Genomic DNA, 21,990 nt, shown 5'->3' with positions numbered 1-21,990 from the left:
CAGGCCAATAATATGACCCGTTTGGCCTCCATGATCTTTTTAACCCCTAACGTAATGGCCGTTCTTGGCGTATTGTTCAGTCCCGAGAAATCATGGCTAGCGGCTACCCTTGTGATGTGGTCAAGGGCAACCAACCGGGTTTTGGAGTTTTGTAGCGATCCCGATTCATTAAACCCGATATGGCCATTGCCCCCAATGCCGAGGATCTGTAAATCAATTCCTCCCAGGGCCTCTATCTTGGCTTCATAGGCATTGCAGTAATCGGCTATTTCCTCTTTTGATAGGGTGCCATCGGGTATGTGATGGTTCTCTGGCAGGATATCCACATGGTTGAACAACAGTTCCTTCATGAACCTGACATAGCTGTTCACGGAATCCGGCTCCATCGGGTAGTACTCGTCCAAATTGAACGACACCACATTTTTAAAGCTCAAGCCTTCCTCCTTGTGAAGACGGACCAGTTCGGCATAGAGGCCTTTAGGGGATGACCCTGTTGCCAACCCCAAGATACAGGGCTGCTTTTGGGCCTGCTTGACCCTGATCAGGTCCGCTATTTCCCTGGCCACTGCCTTTGAGGCCAAAACTGAATTCTCAAAAACCACGGTCCCGATGTTCTCAAATCGCTTTTCAAATCCCGTGGCCTTGTCTATACTGCTTTTTAACATTCTTCTTTATTAATTATTACCAATTAAATTTTACTTCCAATTATTTTTAGCCCTATTTTTGTACTTATACCTCCGAAAAGCTATCTTTCTTTTTAAAACTATAATATCTATTAGGAATTTCTAACTGCCATTCCTATGTTAGGTATTTCAGTTAACAACCTTCTTTGTGAATCTCTAAAATGTCCCCACGTTGGTCTATTAATACTACTTAATTGCACATAATAAAAAGGAATTTCTGGTTTATTCCAATGAAGTCTCCAATCTTCCACTAGCATTTTAAAAAGTTTTGAATGAAAATCTACCCGTTCTGCATTTGATTTCCCTTGATACCAAATAACGCCGTTAATGTTATAATTTTTGATTGGATAAATCCCTGCATCAAACAACATGGTTGGATCAAAAGGATGCCTAGCTTTTACACCAAATCTCTCTTTATTTGTAAAATTAAGAGCCTTTCTTTCTGAAACCCAAGGCTGCACCATAGGGTTTAAATGTGTATCGTTTAATAAATCAACAGTTTCGTGAATAGATTCCATTGTTTCTCTACTAATCCAACTTTGTGTAGTCGAACCACCAACTGCATTACAAATAATACCAACAGGCACATTTAAATCTTTTTGTAAACAATAAGCAAAAGCATATGCAATTGCAGAAAATTTAGACACTGCTTCTGAAGTAGGCTCTTGCCACCCCGATACCTCAAAATATGAGTTTGCATTGCAACTTTCTAACTTTTTTTTATCAAAAAACCCCTCCATCAGGCCATGCTTTACCGATAAAAGAAAATAAATAAATATTGTGGTTTATTGAGTCTTTAAGAATGGATTGTGCATGCATAATTCGCTTAGTTTCAAAAGCCTTATTTGGTTGTCCTGAGGCTAACCAAACTTCACCAATAAAAACCTGATTAATAATGATTTCTTCAGAATTCTTAGATTTAATTGACAACATATATGGACCACCAGCTTTCATTGGAGGAAGTGCTACTTTCCATGTTCCATCATTACCAACTTTAACTTCTGCTTTTTCGTCATTAAACACCACTCTAATTCTATCATTAGCATCAGAAACACCTGAAATAAATATGGGTTCGTTTCTTTGTAACACCATATTCTCGCCAAAGAGCACCGGTAATTTTAATCCGCCATAATTTCCTGTAATAGCACCATATATTTTCTTTGCTATTATAGCGGCTCCTTCTTTTGTCGGATGGATATTATCTGGAAAATATTCAGGAAACCTATACAGTACTTCGTGTAAATCAATTAAGTCGACATTGGCTTGCTTACTGATTGATTCTATTTTAGACTGAATTTTATTAAAGTTTTCAAGCATTCCCTCTTCAAACCAATGACACCCTGAAAACATTGGGCTCATTTTGCAAATCATGACTTTTGGTTTTGTTGGTAACGCTTTATAAGTATATATTAAATCTAAATAATCGTTTACGAATTTCTCTTTATGCTTCGGCCAATTCTTTATACCTTGATCATTTAGGCCTAAATGAATGATTACAATATTAGAATCAAAAGCTTTCGATTTTTTGAATTCTGGATTTACCCAATACGGTTTGTCTCCCTTTTTAAGAACTATTGTCCCTGAACACCCAAAATTTGATACTTCGTAGCGTCCGTCAAATAATCTTTGAAGCTGAACTGGGTAGGAATTGTTTGCTCTATTTTTTAATCCAGTGCCATAAGTAACACCTTTACCAACAATAGCTACTTTAATTTTTTGAGAGTATATCGAATAAGAAAACAGTAATAATACTATAGTAATAAAAATAGAAGGCTTTGATTTTCGATTAGATTTCACAATTAATTTATTAAATATTTTATTTTTATTTTTGGAACACCTACTTAAATCGGCCTTACCGGTTGCGTCCAGGCCTGTTCAAATTTCATCTCATTCATTGGTCTTTCAGGCGGCTTATTCGATATTATTTTTGCTCGGACAAATAATATGTTCTTATTTAAATTGAATTCAGCTTGAGTCCCTTCAACTTCACCCAACACTCTAGTCTCTTCTTCATTTAAATAACAACCTATAAATTGAATTTTATAGGAAACTTCACTTTCAGCTTTTATTTGCAATTTTAATGAGTTATTTGAAAACTCAACTTCTTCTAACTCAATACCAGTTGAAGCATAAAACTGACCATTTTCCATAGCCGTAATTAATGACTCTGCATTTAAAGAATCCGCCTTTACTTCTACCCATCCTCTTCCTGCATTACTCCATTTCTCTCCTATTTTATGATAATTATGACTATCGTCTGTGGCCGTACCATATAATAATTCTTTACCATTATTTAAATATAAAATATTAATTAAATCCCACATTTCTTCGGTACTTAGGTGTAAATCGTCTCCGTTATTTTTTACATATGGATGTCCATTAAAAACCTCAAAAAAGCGATTATTATTTAACTGTTTCATATCTTCTACAACAATCGCATCACGAAAATTAGGGTGGTTTATTTGAGCTATCATAGGAATCCCCGTTTCTTTCCTTTGATTATAGACTTCATCAATATTATATTGTAGTAATTCTGACGCACTTATGCCTCCTTTTTGTGGGTTAATACGTTTTTGAATATTTATGGCATTGACATGATAGGGTTTATTTTTATATACATTTGAAATTTCTTCAGAAGGAAGCATTATAAAACGATCCTTTTCTTCAAAAAGTGGTTTATATTCTTCAAATGTTTTAAGCTTAACGAATAAAGTATCAAGGTTCTTTTTATAGACAACCGAGGAATCCCTATTGTATTTATTTAAATAGTTTTTAAAGGCTTTCCGGTATATTGTATCATTTAAAATTCTCTTCCACTTTTCACCTTCTGCCAAAGTGTTATGATCTGAAAGTACTACAAAGTGATAATTATTGGTTTTATACCAATCCATAATCATTTCTGGAAATTCATCTCCATCACTCCAATAAGAGTGGGTATGAAGATTTCCTTTAAACCATTTTTTGGGCTGAATTGATTCTGCACAGCTCATTAAAAGAATAAAAAAACAACTTAACCAAGAAAAAAAACGATAGGAACCCATAACCTCTATTCTTTAAATTTATTTAAAAAAGTTGCAAAAAACTGCAAGGAACTCATAATATGCTCTTGCCAGTACGATGATGTATGACCGCCTTCAAACTCTTCATAAATGTGTGGGACCTTTATACTTTCTAATTGATTATGTAACATTCTGTTATGCTCAATTAAGATATCTTCTGTTCCACAATCAAATCGAAAAGGAGAGAGAATCCCTTTATTTTCTATGATATAATTCAAAATGTATTCATCCTTGCTTTCAGGATTAAAAACACCCAGATCATCTTCAACAAATAATGACATCTGATCTAAATTCGTAATAGATGAATGTCCTGAAAAAGCATTAAAAACATCACCATATTTAATGCCAATTCTTAAAGCTCCGTAACCCCCCATGGACAAACCTGAAATAAATTTTTTAGATTCTTCATTTACTTGAGGAATCTTGGTCAAAACCGCTTCTAAAACATCTACAGCAATCCACTTTTCAAAGTCCTTTCCCGAATGAGGAAGATAAGCACTTCCACTGCTCCAAAGCCCATCAGATGGCATTACCAAAACCATTGGTGGCAATAAACCTTTCGAAATTTGATTCGCTAATCTATTATGCACATCCATATGTCTAGTCCAAGCCCAATGGCTCGCATAGACCCCATGAAGTAAAATCACTAGAGGCAAACCTGTTAGGCGATCAGTATTAGGAGGAACAAAAACAGTAGCATCTCCTCTCCCACCCAAATAACTACTCTGAACCGTTAGATATCTTAAATTTTCAACTTCATAGTTGGGGTCAGAAATTTCAATTCTTATGACTGCCATGATTTTTTATTCTTTTACTTTATCAAAAATAATAACTCCCTTGGCGTTTGTTCCATTTAACATGTCTTCAAAGGCAACTTCTAAATTATCTAAAGTATATGTTTTAGTAATCAACTCATCTAAAAGCAAATTTTCACTTGCGTAATAATCTAATATTTTAGGGAAATCTTGTTGAGGATTACATTTACCATATAAAGGGTTTATGTATTTTTTATCCCATTCAAATAATTGCATATTAAATATTATTTCTTCCTCTATTCCACTCACTTGAACAGCAGAACCAGCATTCCTTATCATAGCCAACAGAGTTGCCCCTAAAGCTGGAACCCCTGTACATTCAAAAACGAAGTCTGCCCCTCTATTATCTGTAAGAGATTTAACTTGTTCTACTACTTTTAATAAACCTTTATCATCACGATCTGCTAAAATTTGATGAGTACTCCCAAATTTTTTGCTTAATTTTAACCTGTTTTCTGACACATCCACTGCAATTATTTTTGAAGCATTAGTTATTTTAGCTCCTTGAATAACATTCAAACCTACACCTCCTGTACCCAACACTACAACAGAACTTTCTTTTGTTACTTTTGCCGTGTTTATGACTGATCCAACACCGGTCATGACTCCACAACCAATAATACTTGCAGATGTAAATGGAATATCATGGATGTATTTTACTACTGCAGCTTCTTTAACAATCGTATGAGTAGACATCGTTCCTAAATTAAAGGAGCGTTCAATACCCTTGCCGCGATATAATGTACCTTCCATATTTGCATGGCCAGGTAATCCAGGATTTGTTCCTGCTACTGGAGAGTTGTTTTCACAAATATTAAAGTTCTCATTTTTGCATTGGAAGCAATTGTTGCATGGAATTGACCAGTTCAGGATAACCTTGTCCCCAGGAACCACATTAGCTACATCCTTGCCTACCTTTAGTACTATTCCAGCACCTTCATGACCTAAAATAAACTCTTTGGTCCATTGTTTATAGGAATCAAAATCAGTATGACATACACCACTTGCCATTATTTTAACTAAAACCTCATCATTTTTAGGGTTTCCTATTTTTATATCCTCTATAGAAAAGTTTCCTTTTCCATCTGCAATTGCAGCCTTACCAAGTATCATAATAATTTAACTAGCATTTAGATGCATCAAATAATAGTGGGAAAAATTTTCCTTCCATTTTTTGACCTTTTTCAATAATTGGAACACCTTTTAACAATTCGGTATTTGTATCACTTAAAGTGCCATCTGCAAAAACGTTTAGCACACAAGCTCTTCTACTGATATCTGAGTAATTTTCATAAGAACCATGTACCATAAGAGGATGGTGAAAAGTAGCGTATCCTTTTTTTAATTCAATAGCAGTAGGTTTGAATTCTTCTTTTTGCTCTGTGCTCAGATATTCCATTAAACCATCCATGTCTCCTGCTAAAACTGGAGCATCTAAAAGACCCCATTTATGACTTTTAGGAATATAATGAAGACATCCATTTTGAGTTGTAGCATCATCTAAACCAATCCAACAAGTTAAATGTTGCATTGCAACGGTTCGCGTCCAATAAGAATAGTCTTGATGCCAAGCAACAACTCCTCCATGTTTAGCTGGTTTACAAAATAATTGATCGTGCCAAAATCGAACCGATTTGTTTCCTAATAACTGACTCGCCGCCATTACAAAAGCCGGATTCCAAAGTATGTCATGAAATGCCTCTCCAATTCTCCAATGCCCTAAAGAATGAAACAGCACTGAATCTTTATTTGTAGATTCGTTGGAATGAAACTCATGAAAAAGATGATGCCCAGGATGCTTGGGGTCTTGGATTTCATTAAGTTCCTTCCTCAATAAATCAATATGGTTTTCATCCAATAATTTAATTCCAGATACATATCCAAACTCTTGAAAATGGTGGACCTGTTCATCACTTAATCTATATTGATCCCACTCCTCTTTTGTTTTGGGTTGTTTGAAAATATCTGTTATGAGATTATTGTATTCAGCTAAATCTATAGTTGTCTTCATAATCATTTTTTTATGGTTTAATTTAATAAGGTAATACCGTTTTATTATATTATTCTCGTTAAAATGCTTTATACTATTATCTGTATTTGGTTTGCTTCTTGCCAACCTGTAATGTATTTTATAGTTTATTTCATATTTGATATTCAAATCACACGCTAGTCTGAATCTTCCAATAAATCAGTCATTCCATTTTCTAAATAACCGGCATCTGTTAACATTAATATGGGCTTCTTTAAATGGGGAGCCTGCCCCAAGACAATTTTTCTTATTAATGCTACTATACTTTCCCTAAATATTGAGTTATACCTTTTCTTTCTAGTTCTTCAAAAATAGCATCTAACTCATCGTCAGACAATGTTTTATTAGGCAACCGTGACGGTCCACAATCCAACCCTATTTTTCTCATAAAGGATTTACCAGCACCGCAAAAGCTATAGTTAACAAGAATTTGAATAAAATTTATTGACTTTAATTGCAACTGAGTTGCGTACTCCATATCGTTATTAGTAAACGCTTTAATAATTTCGGCATAAAGTGGTCCAAGATGATTATAAGTACTCCCTACCCAACCTTGTGTTCCAAAAGGTAGCCCATTTAATAACATATCATCTGCACCAAACAATATATTATATTTTTGGTTTGAATACTCTTTACATAGAATATAATCTACTAGATTATTTTTAGTGAATTTAATTCCGGCCAAATTGGGAATTCTATTTCCCACTTGAGTTAAAAAATCAAGCATATCAAAATTAACATTGGTTAAATCTGGAATATGGTAATAGTAAAAAGGTACATCTGGAGCTACTACTGCTATTAAAGATAAATACTCAATTAAATCATTTATAGTTCCTGGCTTAAAATAGAAAGGAGGTAAAGCGGCAAATGCATCGACTTTACCCTGCGCGTGTTTTGCCAACGTAACTGATCTATCTAAATTCGTGTCCCCAACATGTGCAATGATTGAAAAATCGTCTGACCTATAATTAGACCAAGCATCTAAAATTAGCATACGCTCAGTTGTACTTAAGGACGTAAAGTCTCCAGTAGTGCCATTTATATAAGCACCTTTAATGTGATTGTTCTTTAAATAGGCAGCATATTTAGGAACCAAATCCAAATTAAGGTCTCCATTTTTCTTTAAAGGTGTATAAGGTGCGGCAATTAGATTTGTGATTTTATTCATGAATTAGTCATGTTCTACCCTGCTCTTAATTGTAAATTAAAGTGCATGCAGAAATAGTGTTTATTTGTTAAACTTAATTTATTAGGTTTTGTAAATTCAAACAAGTGCTTAGTTCAGTAATTAAACAGGGCGTTAATAAATTAACCCCTGTTATCTTTTTTTAATTACTAAACTTATTTTTACTAAAAAGAGGCGACTTCTACTATTGTAATAGTGTATGTATTTGTTACAGTTCCATCTCCAGAAGTAAATGTATATTGTCTGGGAACAGTCCAATCTTCCTCTTCTCCTCCTAGCGGAGTGAATGTTGCCTGAAATGAACCAGAAATCCAAACTATAGTTTTACTTAAATCCGCAACCGTGTTTGCAATTACTTTAATTGTTACGGTTTTCGCATCATGATCGTAGTAATCTCTTTGAAGTTTCCAAGCAATATTCCTATTTTCAGGGGTAAAATGCCCTGGATCTATAAATACATTAACTACTTTTGCTTCATTATTATCCAAAGGAGGACTAACATTATATTCGTCATCGCAACTTGTAAAAACAAGGACCATAACTGAAATCATTAAAAATATTATTTTCTTACTCATGATTTTATTGTTTTTTAAATTAATATCCAGGAGATTGAACTAATTTAGTATTGGCTATTAATACAGACTCTGCAATAGGCCAATAATAGTAATCCCAAACAGATTCTGATGTTCTATCTTGACCACGCTCTATTAAAAACCTGGGTACGTAATCAGCAACTCTATGCTCTCTAATTAAATGCCACCATCTTTTATTTTCCCCAAATAATTCTCTAATGGATTCATCTAACAATTCATCTTCAACCGTTGCTTGGTCTCTTGCTCCTGGGTATGGAGCTAAACCTGCTCTAGCTCTTGTCATATCCATAATGTCGATAGCAGCTTCCGGATTACCCAAAGTATTATATGCTTCTGCTTTTAATAATAACATCCCTGTTAACCGGTATATAGGTATATCATTATCCCACCATCTTACATTAGCTGATAAATCTTCAATACCAGCGTATTTAATAACTACATTATTAGGCCCAGGAATATCAACACAATTATTAATAAATCTTAAATCGCGTCTATCGTACCAAGCTGTTGTTGGTGGTGTTGCTCCTGGGTCATTCACATTGGCATCATCATTATTATCAAATGGATTATCATGAACATCCACCGTTTGATACTTAGCATAAATATCGTTCAAAGCTTCTCCATAAGACATAGCGGCAATCCCCTCATTTTCCAACGCATAAGGGAATAGTTTTTTAATAATATTACCTGCGCCATCAAAAACTTTATATTGATCTGGAACTGCATCATTTCTAATAGATGCATACCTATAACTACTAGAGCTTAATCCATTTTCGTACCATACCGCTAATATATATTCACTACTATCATTTCCATCTCTGGTAAAAATACTAGAGTAGTCTGAAGCAAAAGTAAGTTCTCCACTATTCTCAATTGATTCTATCGCAGATATCGCTGTATTAATATCGTCCGTATTAGCAGATCCTCTAGCATTATATGCTTTAGCAGACCACATATACACTTCTGCCTTTAAAGCATAGGTAGATAATTTAGAAACAAAATGAACATCTTTTAAGTTACTACTATATAAAGGTAACGCCTTGTCAATATCAGCCTTAATTAAATTCAATACATCAGCTCTTGGAGCTCGTGCTTTATAATCTTCAGGTTCAGGCTTACCTGTAGTAGGTTCTGTGACTAAAGGTACATCGCCAAAAATTCGAACTAATTCAAAATAAGTCATAGCACGAATAGTATAAGTTTGAGCTAAAATATCATTTTTGTTTTCTACATTTTCAAATTCAATATCACCAATTTTAGCTAACAATAAATTACAGTCGTGTACTAATCTATAATATCCCCGCCAGTTTCCAGCACCATTATTCGCCGTTTGAAAATGGCCTTCTACAGCTCCAGTTAAACGTGGCCCTAAGGTACCTGGTTGCCAAGCATCTGTTCTACCATCTACATTTGATATTTGATTGTTACTACTTTTCATAATATCCATAAAAGAAGCATGTAGAGCTACAACAGCAGCCTCAGCATCACTAGGTGTTTTCCAAAAACTACTCCCTGTGATATCATTATATATTTTTACGTTCAATTGATCTTCACAACTCACAAATACCATCAACACGATTAAAAGTAAGATTTTTGATAAGTTTACTATTTTTTTCATTTTCTTTTTCGATTAAAATTTAACTTCAACTCCAAAACTAACCGTTTCAGGTGGTGGAGGTGTACCTCCCAAAGAATCGGTTCCAAAAGCTTCTGGATTAAGGCCTTTATATTCCGTTAAGTACCCTAAATTAGTTCCTACCACATACGCCTTAATACTTTCAGCTCCAATAGGTTTTACCCATTCTTTAGGAAGCGTATAGTTTAAGGTTACATTTCTAATAGAAATAAAATCTCCTTTTTGGGTGAATTTATCATCAAGTCTCTGAAAGTTATTCATCACATGTAAATCTGCCCAATTGTATTGAGCAATACCAGACACTTCATCACCAGGTTGAAGGTAAGAATCTCTTATTGCAGCTCCAATTCTATCTTGCCCTTGGGCTTGACTATAAACTCTTGGGTTATTAAAGTCGTAAACATAGTGACCTGTATAAGACTCTAATAAAATACTTAAACTAAATTCTCCAATAGGTGAAGTATAGGTAAACGTATTTCCAAATGAATAATGCTGTCTCCAGTTACTATTTCCAATTTTATATCTATCCAAACTATTAATGATACCATCACCATTTAAATCTTTCCATTTATAATTCCCTGGCACCTTCATATCCCCTCTACGGTTTCTTTGGTTAGATAGCTCATCAAAAGAAACCATTGCATTGTAGGCATCTGCCTCTTCCCAAGACCCAATAACACCATCATTAGCATACACATAAAGATCATTAGTTTCTTCTCCTTCAGCTGTTCCTCCCACGGAAATGGGATCACCTGTAGGATCATCAGGATTATACACTAAAGTACCACCAATACGATTATTTGGGTTCCCGTTTTCCGGTAATTTTAATGTTTTACGAGAAATTACAAAATCTGCAAACCCTTGCAAACTCCATTTAAAATTAAGAGTCTTAACCGGTGTTGCATTAAACCCAACTTCAAGACCTTTACTTTCAAAATCCCCAATATTTTGTCTAATTCCTGTAAAACCTGTATAATTCGGTAAAGGCTCAACAAATAATTTATCAATCGCCTTTTTGTTATAATATTCTACACTAAGGTTTATAGGATTTTCTTTTAACAAAGAAAACTCAAATCTATAGTCATTTTCTTTAGTTGTTTCCCACTTAAGATTTTCATTTATAAGTGTTGACTGTCTAATACCCGTTTGTCCAGCATAAGATGTTGTTTCATAAGCTCCTTGAGTATCAAGAATACTTAAGTTATTCTTACCTGATTCCCCATAAGATATGCTTAATTTAGCTTTACTTAAAATATTTGACAACTTTGTGCCCGCATACCAATTTTCAGCATGTATATTCCATCCTCCAGAAATACCAGAGAATAAACCAAACTTAAATTTATCGGTAAATTGATATGCTCCATCTTTACGAAAAGTACTATTTAATAAATACTTTCTCTTGTAATTGTAAGTGATTTGACCAAACCAACTTTGTTGAGCAGTTTTTATATAGGATGTAGAAACATCATTTTCCTCATTAGGAGACGAACTCAATATTATAGGTATTAAATCGCTTGGACTACCAAAAGCAGAACCAGAAACAACATAATCATAACCATTTTGAAAAGAGGTACCAGCTAAAAAGCCAAAATTATGATCTTCAAGTATTGTTTTGTTATACGTTAAAATCGCTTCAAATTGCGTATCCAAAGTATTATCATTACGTCCAGCTTGGTCACGTCTATCTCCATCTAAACTATTAGCTTTGTTAAAACTTAAATAACTATAAGTCCTTTGTCTGAAAAAAGCAGACGGCTTTAATTTAAGATCAGGAATAATTTCCCATTCTAAATAAGTGTTAAAGGTCATATCTGTGTTATAACGACCTCTAGTTAGGTATTGCTCAGTAAAATCTGGATTTCTTTTACCAGAATCATTTTGAAAGAATGTTCCGTCATCATTAAAGTAACGTGCTGTTGTCGGCAGCCTACCAGACCTTTCATACCAGGAATTTCCTTCTCCTGTTTGTGTATCAGTCAAAGAATATCTAAAAGAACTACCTGCTTTTAAATTACCTGCTAAATTAATATCGGTACTTGCTTTTAAGTAATAACGCTTATAACTGTTATAAACGCCAATACCTTTATTATCAAAATAACTACCCGTTAGATTATAGACTGCTTTATCATTACCCCCGTTAATATTAATCACATAAGAATCAGAATTACCTGGCGTCAATGTTCTAGCTTCCCAATTACTTGGTTTCCATGCCAATAAACGACCCGTAATTGGATCAGCCGTTGTTACATAGCCATTTGGAATAACACCTCCATTATTAGCCATAACATCATCTGCCCAACGCAATAAGGATGCGTTATTAGAATCGTAAGCTTGTGGTGCAGACCACCAGTTATTTCTTTCGTGAAAGATGGCTCCTAAAGGATTTTCATAAGTAACAAAGCCCAATCTTGCGAAATAAATTTCTTCTTCTGGTGTTAACCAGTCTATTTTAAAACGATCCACATTTTGATCCTCATGTGAATACTTTAAAGACACCGAAAATTTACCTTTTTGACCACGCTTTGTTTTAATAATAATCACACCATTTCCAGCACGTGCCCCATAAATAGCAGCCGCTGCAGCATCCTTTAAAACAGTAAACTCCTCAATATCGTTCATATCAGTATCACCCAAATCATCTTGAACAAAGCCATCAACAATAAAGAGTGGCGAATCTCCACTTAAGCCAGGGGTTGTACCTCCTCGAATTTGAATAACCGGTGTATCTCCAGAACGACCTGTGGTTCTTAAAATAGTAACTCCAGACACTCTTCCTTGCAAAGCATCGATAGAAGCTCCTCCTACCGGTGTATTCTGCAATGACTCTGCATCAACTTTGGTGATTGCAGTTGTCACTGTTGCCTTAGACTGGCTCGTAAACCCTGTAACTACCACCTCATCAAGTTGGGTGTTATCTTCAACTAAAACCACATTAATGGTAGTTAAACCTTGCACGGGAATTTCTTGAGCTTTATAGCCCAAAAACGAAAATTCCAAGATACTTGTCTCACTAACATTATCAATAGAATAGTTTCCATCAAAATTTGAAACCACTCCTGAGGCAGTTCCTTTAATTACTACAGTAGCTCCTGGTATTGGCTGACCGTCAACACTTGAGGTAATTGTCCCCGATACTGTTTTTTGCTGCCCAAACCCCGTAAAGGATGTCGCTAAAAAAAATATAGGGAGAATAATTTTCAGAAAATTGTAATTTCTTCTCATTTGGTTAATTCAATTTTAAATTAGTTTTAACAAATGTATTAAGTATTACATAATAAAACAAATAATAATCTACAAAATGTTAAAAATATCAAAAAAAAAGATTACACAAATAAACATTAAATATTTAACACATTGATTATAAACTTATTACAAAATTTAAAACATTTTTTTTAAAATGTTATTTTTTTAGAACAACCCAACAATTGCAAAATAACATATTGAAATACAAGTATTATGTATTACATATTGTAAATTTAATAGATGTTGATAATAAACTAATGCAATTAAAAAAGGCAGAAATGCAATCAAAAGAAATTTAGAACTCTAAAAAAACACCAAACATAAACTCAAAATTGAAGATTTATAAACTGATACGTTCTTAAAGTAAGAATCCTACTCATGAATATTTTAGGGTTTCTTAAGTCAGATTAAATAAACCCTATATCAATCAAAATTTTTAATTACTTTTTAAAGATTTAGAACCTATTAATAAAGTATTTGTTTAATAATATAAGTTATTAAATTTGAATTTTTATCCAATCTATTTTAACCCCAGAATCGGAAGAGTTTTCTGTTTTGGCCAAATTTCTAAACCTAATATAGGAAATACCAGTACCTGTATAGTTTTGCATTTTTAACCTTTTATAGCGCGTGTTGTTAACGAACATATCACAGAATCTTCTGTCGACATCCCAAACTAATTTTACATTATACCATTCATTAGGTTTAAAAAAATATGTTTTTTGGCACTTTAACTGATCACTAAACATTGCTGAAGTATCTCCTCCACAATCATTTGGATATCTATAATGGTCTGTCAATGAAAAGGAAATACCTTTCGTGTTTTCGTTGAATTTTATTCTTGTTGTTAGTTCACCTGATTTTCCCATGGGAAAATTTAACACGGCCCCATCAGCAAATAAGTCTCCTTCTTCCTTATTAACTAATAAAGCCTTTCTATTGATTGCCGTGTCATCATATATAACTTTAGCTCCCAATTCTCGCTCTGGAAACAGACCTAATTTAACAAATGAATAACAACTCCACTTTTCTAAACCATTAGTGAAATCGTCATACACAGTTGTTTCATCCAACCAAGTGGGATCAATCAGAAATTTCACTCTTCCTCCTCCATACTCTCCCTGTCCTGAAACTAAAATAATTTTACCTTCTTTGGTTACACCCAAATCAGGATAAGAAAGCCCTCTATCTCCTCGAGGTATATTAGCCTGATTATTTCTACTAGGCATCCTTACAATTTCCCTGAAACCTTTCCATGTTTCCCCGTCGTCTTTAGATATTGCCATAGTAAGGATATCTCTATTTGTGTATATTTTACCAAATGTTCCAATATCACTATCCACCGTGTTGCAATAGGTTAACACCAAATCATCGTTTGGCAGTCTGAATATATGAGCTGGTGAATTTGAGCTTCTAAAAATACTCGCAACCCCCTCAGACCAAGTCTCACCATTATTTACAGAGGTCGATTCGTATAAATACCCTGTTTGAGTTCTGCTCAACATTTTAATAGAGCCATCTTTCATTTGAACTATACTAGGCTCTACCATACCATAATTATTGCCATTATAATCATTAAAAACTGGAGCGGTTATTCTAGAATCGGATTCTATCCAGGTTTTGCCGTAATCATCTGAGTATACTGCAGTTGTATAACAGCTTCCTGTAGGAAGTGTTCCTTTTGACACAACATGACGGTGATAAGCAAATATTAACCGGCCACTATTTGTCTGAATAAAAGCTCTTATAGATCCAATCCTTCCATTAGTGACAAACTTTAAGGGAGACCACGTCTCTCCTTTATCTGAGGAAACCGAATGATAAACAGCTAAAACCTTTTCTTTAAAAACCAACAAATGGAGGTTCCCTTTATCGTCTAGCAAGGTTTTACGTGGATATTGAGAAATCAATGAGTCTGAAAAAACTTTTCTAGACTCCAAATAGGAGTATCCATTATCTAGAGATTCTTGCATCATGACCTTTTTACTATACCTCTGGTCCGTGTGAAAAATTCGTATGTCCCCATCTTCAAATACTTGAACCGAAGCTTCATTCATAGGGTTTTCTCCTACATAAATAAGTTTAGCATTTGGAATATTTGGATAATATTTAGCTAGATCATAAACATTTTCATCTAATTGTTGTGCATAGCTAGAGACTAAACACATTAGAAACATTAACCCAAAATAGTTTTTGAACCTTTTCATCTATACTTTTTATTTTAAATTCTTGGCGTCACTTTATATACACCAACCCAGATTAATTACCGCACTCCATTTTGAAAAAAATCAGACAATTCTTCTAGCAGCTACCTTGCCATAAACTTTCAAGTTTTCATAATCTTGTGCGATATTAATAGCAGAAAATGAATCATATGTAATTGAATATCCAATGCATTCTATTTTATGCGCTTTATCAAGATTACATTTTATATCAACATCATCTTTTTTTTCCAAAGCTATATAGCTAAACTAGTTTAAAGCATTCCTTTTATTAGGGTAAACAATTTTTCTGCAATAACCTCATGTAATTTATCATTTGGATGTACACCATCTAAAAGTAACGCTGATAAAGAACCATTCTCTTTTTTGTATTGTTCGTTTAGTTCCCATACATCAACCAAGGGAAGGTTATTTTCTATAGCCACACGTTTTAGCTCATTTTTATAAAGAGACAAACGTTCAAGCCTCCAAGCCTCTTTTCTTTCATCAAATTGATTAGGCGTCATTAGCACCACTTTAATTCCTGCTTTTTGCATTTCTTTTACCATAAAAGTTAAATTTTCATAATACTTGTCCAGCGGTATTCTACTTTCGCCTTCTTCACCTCCCTTATCTACATAAGAGTCATTAATCCCATATTGCATAACAACAATTTCTGGAGAGTAATCCAAAACATCTGATTGAAACCTATCTCTAGCATGTCTAACTTTATGGTAATTATTATCCTCAATGGTTCCTGTATGACTACCACCCACACCTGAGTTTATAACATTACATTGAAAACCTGCCTGCTGTAGCTTTTCTTCCAATCTTAAACCATAAACTTTTTTAACTGCCAGAGGTCTCCATGCAGTGGTTGAATTCCCGAAAACAACAATATTTTTTTGTTCTTCTTTAGATTCTAACCAATCTAAGGACATATTTCTGTAATAGATTGCTCCCCTATTTTCTTTTTCATATAATAAACCAATCCTACCATTTTGTAATTGTGTTAAACACGAGTAACCTGATTTACCTTTAAAGATAACTTTGCTTACTGGCCATGTTTTTCCTTCATCGTAGCTTATTTTTATGGATTGATTTTTTCTATAGTTAGTGGATGCTGGATTTGAAAACAACAAAAGTCTTTTATCGCCGATCTGATATTCTAGTAATGATGCTTGACAAACAGGATCGATAAGTGCTTGGTCGAATTTTAATGGAGTCCAAGTTTTACCCATATCTGAGGTATAGCTCGTAGCTCGACATCCTTTATTATAATGATTTCTCATATTTAACATAAGCCTGCCATCTGCAGTTTCTACAATGGTACATTCTGTAGTGTTTTCAGCAGGCGTATTACTATACTCCCAAGTTTTCCCATGGTCTTTACTATAAAACAAATAAGAATTTAATAATTTTTCATCCCCATAACTTCTATAATATGCTGGCACCACAATTGTTCCATTGGTCATTTGAATTCCTCTTCCGGGAGCTCCTAATGCGCATAGCCATTTTGGATTTTTTATTTGAAAATTCATATTCTTAGGCTCAGACCAGGTTAGGCCATCATCATCACTTTTAAACGCATATATTTGCGCCGTTTCAGGATTGTCTATGCCCGCCCTGGAATTAAACAGGCCAACGCCTTTATCTCCATGCAAACCAAACGCCCATATTGTTCCTGTTTCTTTATCGACCACCAAAGTGGGATCACAAACGCCTTCATTTGGTTTAGATTTCATTACATAATCTATTGTACTCCATGTTTTCCCATTGTCAGTGCTTCTGCGGATTGCCATGTTAATATGGTTTGGCAAATCTCCTCCGCGATTTACTCTAGCATCGCAAACACCTAGTAAAGTCCCTTTATTAGTGGTTATTAAAGATGGAATTCTAAATTCTCTTACACCATCATCTCCAGGTTGAAATAAAACCTGATCAATACCTGATGATAGACTAGATGATTGACGAAAAGTGTCTTTTTTTTGTATTTTACAGCTTACTAATGAAACAAATAGTAGGATTAAAATAATAGACAATACAAATATTTTTTTCTTCATAGTTTAATTATAGTATTTTAAAAAAATAGTAGACTAATTTATATATTTTCAAATGTTTTCCAGCATTGATACATAGCTCTTGGCACATGAAAACAGCCTTTCCATTTACCACCTTTCATGTCTAACAAAACCTCTCCCTGTCTATTGAGATAGCCAAACCATTCCCCATTCTTTGGATCAGAAAAATGCTTCCATGAATAGTCGTGTACCTTTTCAAACCAATCCCATACATCTTTCCTGTTTGTATGTAAATAAGCCTTGGATAAAGCAACTAAAGACTCTAAATGAACCCACCAAAGTTTTTGATCCCATTCTAATTGTTGCGGTGGTTTCCCTTTAGCATCCATAAAGTAAAAGATGCCATCATATTTATCATCCCAACTATATTCAAGAATTCTAATAATGGTACTGGTTGCTTTATTAATTAAATCAATATCATTTCTACGAACTCCTATATCGATCATAAACCACATAGCTTCTATACCATGCCCTGGATTTATAAGTCGTCCATTAAAGGAATTTTCTAACGACCCATCTGGTTTTACAAACTCATAAATTAATCCAGATTCCTTATCTAAAAAAATCGTCATAATATCATTAATACTGGTATCTATCATTTTTTCAACTTCATCTTTGTCTAAAAATTGTTCTAACTCTAAAACTAAATTTGATAGAATCATCGGTAACGCAAAACTCTTTAAAGAACGATTGCCAGTTGATTTCTCGTATGCTCCTTTTGGATTATTCTGTTTTTTTAAAATATTAAAATAGGTTTGAACTGCCAGTTGCTTAACACTTTCATCGCCAGAGGCTACAGCGTATTGACTAAAAGCCATAGCTGCGAAACAATCCGAAAAAATATTATAAGGCTGAATTAGTGGGACTCCATTTTTAGCAACGGAAAAGTAAAAATCACCATCATTAGTCATTCCATGATTTTTAATAAAATCTATACCATTCTTAGCTATTTTTAACCATTCCCGCTTTTTTTTAACTTTATTATACAACATTGAAAAAACCCATGCTTGCCTAGCTTGGGGCCACATAAACTTGTCTTCATCATACACATTTCCAAACCTATCCAAGCATGAAAAATAGCCTCCGCTATTATAATCTATTGAATATTTTTCCCAAAAAGGGATAACATCCTTTAGGAGTGCATCCCTGTACAATTTAATATATTTTTTCATTTTTATGTCTTACATAATACAAATGTAATAATTTTATTTGTATCTTGCAGTTTTATTTCAAACTAATCTTTTTAATTTCTTATATTTGGATTTATTTCTAATATTTGAAGTTGTTTCTAAAAATATTTTAAAACACAGAGTATCAAATAATGGATGTCAAAAAAAAATTTAAAAAAATCAAACCTTTAGAAAACTTATCGTTAGTCGATAAAGTAGAACTTCGTATTATAGATTTCATTAAGGAAAATGACTTAGCCCCTGGTGACGCCATTCCTAAAGAAACTGAATTTGCTGAATCTTTAGGAGTTAGTCGAACGGCTGTTAGAGAAGCCATTCTTAGACTAAGAACTTTAGGCTTAATAGAGTCGAAAAAACATCGCGGCATGATTTTAACACACCCTGATGTTATGGACAACATGGAGCGTGTACTTGACCCTAAGCTATTAGGCAATGTTGTATTAAAAAATCTTTTTGAATTAAGGCTAATCCTAGAGATGGGAATGGCAGATATTCTTTTTGCAAGAAAGACTCAAAAAGACATTGATGAACTAGAAATGATTGTTCAAAAAGAGGAAAAAGATGCGCTTAACCAAAAAAGTGACAGGAGTTTTAATTTAGTCAATGAAATTTCGTTTCATGGTAAGCTATATGACATTTCGAACAATGTTACACTTCAACGCTTTCAAAATATGCTATTACCTGTTTTTGAATTTGTCCATGAGCAACATGAAGGCTTTCCCAATCAGTTTAAAAATTCTAACCAAAAATCTGTTTCACACAGAGATTTATTAGATAATATTAAAATTGGGAACCCTGAAACTTTTAGAAATGCAATGAGACAACATTTAGAACCCCACTTTCATAATATTATTAATATCAATCAAAAGTAAATTCTTTTTTTAATTAAATTTTATCGCTTAAAACTTTTTAAACAGACTGCTCTTCTTTAACAACCTAATGAATACCTATGCGTTTCTAGTGCATTTCAAATTTCTATTCAGCACGTTTCAATCCATGTCCAAAAACTATTTAATATATTTTTATCATCTAAAATTTCTATTTTATTAAATTTATAAAAAAACGCAACTAAAATCAACAAAAACACTTTCTTTAATAATTAGTGTTTTTGTTGATTATAAATTAAATGAAGCATACTTATTAAGCCATTTACAAACGATTAGTATAACTCATAATTCCAAGCTTCTTTAGGGCACCTTTTATCTCAACTAGTTCTTCGTTGGAGAACGTTTTATGAGGAAATCTGCTTGGTCCACAATCAATTCCTAATATTTTCATAAAAGATTTACCCGCTCCATTAAACCCTCCGCGACCGTCTAATAGCTCTATAAATTGAACTGATTTATCCATTAACTGAGCAGCTAATGAAATGTTACCATTTTCGAATGCGTATTTAATTTTATAATATAAAGGAGCTAGATGGTTGTATGTACTTCCAACCCAACCAGTTGCTTCATATGGCAAACTAGACAAAAACATCTCATCAACTCCATATAAGATATTATATTTATTATTATTGAAATTCTTACTATGTTTGAAACCTAGGACATCATTATTAGTAAACTTAATGCCAGCTAAATTTGGAATTTGGTTCTCTGCCAATTCCAAAAAGTCCTCCATAGAATAATGAGCTCCAGTTAGAACAGGTATGTGGTAATAATAAAAGGGTAAGTTAGGTGCGCACATTGCTACTTCTGTGCAATAATCAACTAACTGTTGCAAACTCCTTGGTTTAAAATAAAAAGGTGACAATGTTGCTATAGCATCAACTTTGTCCGCACAATGACTAGCTAAGTCTTTAGCTGTTTTCAAACTAATATCTCCAACATGATTTATTAAAGCAAAATTTGAAGGTTTATCCGCAGCCCATGCATCTATTATCAATTTTCTTTCATCAGGTGTTAAGGACGCAAAGTCTCCTGTCGATCCATTTACAAATGCGCCTGCCACTTTATTAGACTTTAAAAAAAACCCATACTCTTTAATAATCCCTAAATTTAATGATCCGTCCTCTTTTAATGGTGCATAAGTAGCAGCTATCAAATTTTTGATTTCCATATTTTTTTATGTATTACATAACTCAAATTTAAAAATAAGTTTTTATTTTACGAAATTAAACGAGTTTATTTTTGTAAGCTAATACAATACCTATCAACCAATTAACTATTTATTCAAAATAACATTTCAACTCTAAACCACATTTACAAATTCAATCACTAAGAACTCGTAGAAATAACATAATTATTTTTACATTATTTACCTATGAAAACTAAAAAATTAAGATAAAACCTTTCCTATTTCTTATATTTTTTATATTTTTGTATTATGTTATACATATTTAAAAAAATACAGTATGCATAATTAAGAATAAATTTAATTATGAGTAGAGTTTTTAGTTATTATTGAGTTAGTTGAAGGAAGAAGGCGTAGTTTACCTTCTTCCTTTTTTTAACCTCTACTAAGTGATAAAAAAGATTTTCTTTTTGACGATTGGATAAACAAAACAATTTATCTATTATGAAACAGCTCTTAAAAACTATTGTAGTTCTTTTGATTGGATTATATTCTAACAAAAACCATACTCGAAATATGGTCTTCTAAATGTTGCTATTAAAAACAAGTTAGATTTTAACAACCATAAAATTAGATATCAGTTAGAAGGCCATTTTTTTAATGGTTGAAATAAACTATTATCTAGAAAAAAATAATTAACATAAAATCACAAATAAAGTTAAAGAAAAACAAAACTCTTAATGAAGTTTGGGAAACTAATAATCCCCAGCCTTCAGTTCCATGAACTCTAAACCCAAGCAGTAGGGTCTCGGCCAACTACAGTCATTGTAATAATGATGATTTTGTAATTTTAAGTTTCAAAAGTATTGGCGAAAATATCACCAAATTTGAATTTCGCATTTGGATAATTTCCTCCACCATTATCTACAATATATTTATGCAAATCTCTCGATTTTGTTGCATGCGAAGACATAATCAAAAAATGATTCCTAGATTGATACTACACTTGTTTGAAACAGGTTCTACCCCCCCCCTTACACATATCCGTTTTGCATTAAATTATGGTTGGGTACGACATTTTGATTCTGATATCACATTGTCTCCAAATTTGAGCCTTCCCATAAGATGTTTTTTCTTGCTTAAGAAAACTCAATGTTAGTAGTGCTGGAGAGCATATCTGAAATGTAATAGTTTACCAAACAAATTTTGATTTACCATAAATTTACATGAACAAAACTTCACTTTGATATTTTACGCTTTC

Annotated in this window: 17 protein-coding genes; 1 reads left to right on the top strand and 16 read right to left on the bottom strand. The window is 33.3% G+C overall.

Features of this window, described 5'->3' with window-relative positions:
* The 14 genes from IEW94_RS15615 to IEW94_RS15550 form a co-directional block, all read right to left on the bottom strand.
* A partial coding sequence (locus IEW94_RS15615) for a 6-phosphogluconolactonase (protein ID WP_188654784.1) occupies positions 1–665 on the bottom strand: 665 nt, incomplete at its 3' end.
* 110 nt (positions 666–775) lie between these two features.
* The gene (locus IEW94_RS15610; protein ID WP_188654782.1) at positions 776–1,423 is read right to left on the bottom strand and encodes a sialate O-acetylesterase; all 648 of its coding nucleotides are present in this window, start codon (positions 1,421–1,423) and stop codon (positions 776–778) included.
* Complete coding sequence (locus IEW94_RS15605) at positions 1,407–2,480, bottom strand: GDSL-type esterase/lipase family protein (RefSeq protein ID WP_188654780.1); 1,074 nt, start codon at positions 2,478–2,480, stop codon at positions 1,407–1,409. The genes IEW94_RS15610 and IEW94_RS15605 overlap by 17 nt, the downstream gene beginning before the upstream one ends.
* Before the next feature lie 44 nt (positions 2,481–2,524).
* Positions 2,525–3,724, bottom strand: coding sequence for a CehA/McbA family metallohydrolase domain-containing protein (locus IEW94_RS15600; RefSeq protein WP_229669547.1), 1,200 nt, complete (start codon positions 3,722–3,724; stop codon positions 2,525–2,527).
* Positions 3,725–3,729: 5 nt separating this feature from the next.
* On the bottom strand, positions 3,730–4,539 hold the full coding sequence (locus IEW94_RS15595) for an alpha/beta hydrolase (RefSeq protein WP_188654778.1): 810 nt from the start codon (positions 4,537–4,539) through the stop codon (positions 3,730–3,732).
* A gap of 6 nt (positions 4,540–4,545) precedes the next feature.
* The gene (locus IEW94_RS15590; RefSeq protein WP_188654776.1) at positions 4,546–5,670 is read right to left on the bottom strand and encodes a zinc-binding dehydrogenase; all 1,125 of its coding nucleotides are present in this window, start codon (positions 5,668–5,670) and stop codon (positions 4,546–4,548) included.
* A 10-nt stretch (positions 5,671–5,680) separates the two neighbouring features.
* Positions 5,681–6,568, bottom strand: coding sequence for a phytanoyl-CoA dioxygenase family protein (locus tag IEW94_RS15585; protein ID WP_188654774.1), 888 nt, complete (start codon positions 6,566–6,568; stop codon positions 5,681–5,683).
* Positions 6,569–6,845: 277 nt separating this feature from the next.
* The gene (locus IEW94_RS15580) at positions 6,846–7,754 is read right to left on the bottom strand and encodes a dihydrodipicolinate synthase family protein (protein WP_188654772.1); all 909 of its coding nucleotides are present in this window, start codon (positions 7,752–7,754) and stop codon (positions 6,846–6,848) included.
* 182 nt (positions 7,755–7,936) lie between these two features.
* Positions 7,937–8,347 carry an SGBP N-terminal domain-containing protein gene (locus tag IEW94_RS15575; protein WP_188654764.1) on the bottom strand — a complete coding sequence of 137 codons (411 nt, stop codon included), beginning with the start codon at positions 8,345–8,347 and terminating at the stop codon, positions 7,937–7,939.
* Between the two features lie 19 nt (positions 8,348–8,366).
* Positions 8,367–9,983: a RagB/SusD family nutrient uptake outer membrane protein gene (locus IEW94_RS15570; RefSeq protein WP_188654762.1), complete on the bottom strand. Its 1,617-nt coding sequence runs from the start codon at positions 9,981–9,983 to the stop codon at positions 8,367–8,369.
* A gap of 12 nt (positions 9,984–9,995) precedes the next feature.
* Entirely contained in the window at positions 9,996–13,223 is a 3,228-nt protein-coding gene (locus tag IEW94_RS15565) for a SusC/RagA family TonB-linked outer membrane protein (protein ID WP_188654760.1), read from the bottom strand.
* Between the two features lie 518 nt (positions 13,224–13,741).
* Positions 13,742–15,451, bottom strand: coding sequence for a sialidase family protein (locus tag IEW94_RS15560; protein WP_188654758.1), 1,710 nt, complete (start codon positions 15,449–15,451; stop codon positions 13,742–13,744).
* 269 nt (positions 15,452–15,720) lie between these two features.
* Positions 15,721–17,508, bottom strand: a complete 1,788-nt coding sequence (locus tag IEW94_RS15555; RefSeq protein ID WP_188654755.1) for an exo-alpha-sialidase — start codon at positions 17,506–17,508, stop codon at positions 15,721–15,723.
* Positions 17,509–17,546: 38 nt separating this feature from the next.
* On the bottom strand, positions 17,547–18,704 hold the full coding sequence (locus tag IEW94_RS15550) for a n-acyl-d-glucosamine 2-epimerase (RefSeq protein ID WP_229669551.1): 1,158 nt from the start codon (positions 18,702–18,704) through the stop codon (positions 17,547–17,549).
* Between the two features lie 143 nt (positions 18,705–18,847).
* Here IEW94_RS15550 and IEW94_RS15545 point away from each other — a divergent pair, with 143 nt between their 5' ends.
* A complete protein-coding gene (locus IEW94_RS15545) occupies positions 18,848–19,588 on the top strand; it encodes a FadR/GntR family transcriptional regulator (protein WP_188654751.1) in 741 nt (246 codons plus the stop codon).
* A 277-nt stretch (positions 19,589–19,865) separates the two neighbouring features.
* Here the strand turns inward: IEW94_RS15545 and IEW94_RS15540 are convergent, their stop codons facing one another.
* Positions 19,866–20,774, bottom strand: a complete 909-nt coding sequence (locus tag IEW94_RS15540; protein ID WP_188654749.1) for a dihydrodipicolinate synthase family protein — start codon at positions 20,772–20,774, stop codon at positions 19,866–19,868.
* An 805-nt stretch (positions 20,775–21,579) separates the two neighbouring features.
* Positions 21,580–21,708 carry a hypothetical protein gene (locus IEW94_RS17040; protein ID WP_373286647.1) on the bottom strand — a complete coding sequence of 43 codons (129 nt, stop codon included), beginning with the start codon at positions 21,706–21,708 and terminating at the stop codon, positions 21,580–21,582.
* Positions 21,709–21,990 lie beyond the last annotated feature (282 nt).

Source organism: Yeosuana aromativorans, assembly GCF_014646655.1.
GTDB lineage: Bacteria > Bacteroidota > Bacteroidia > Flavobacteriales > Flavobacteriaceae > Yeosuana > Yeosuana aromativorans.
The sequence above is the reverse complement of the archived record's forward strand: the minus strand, read 5'-3'. Positions and strand labels throughout refer to the sequence as shown.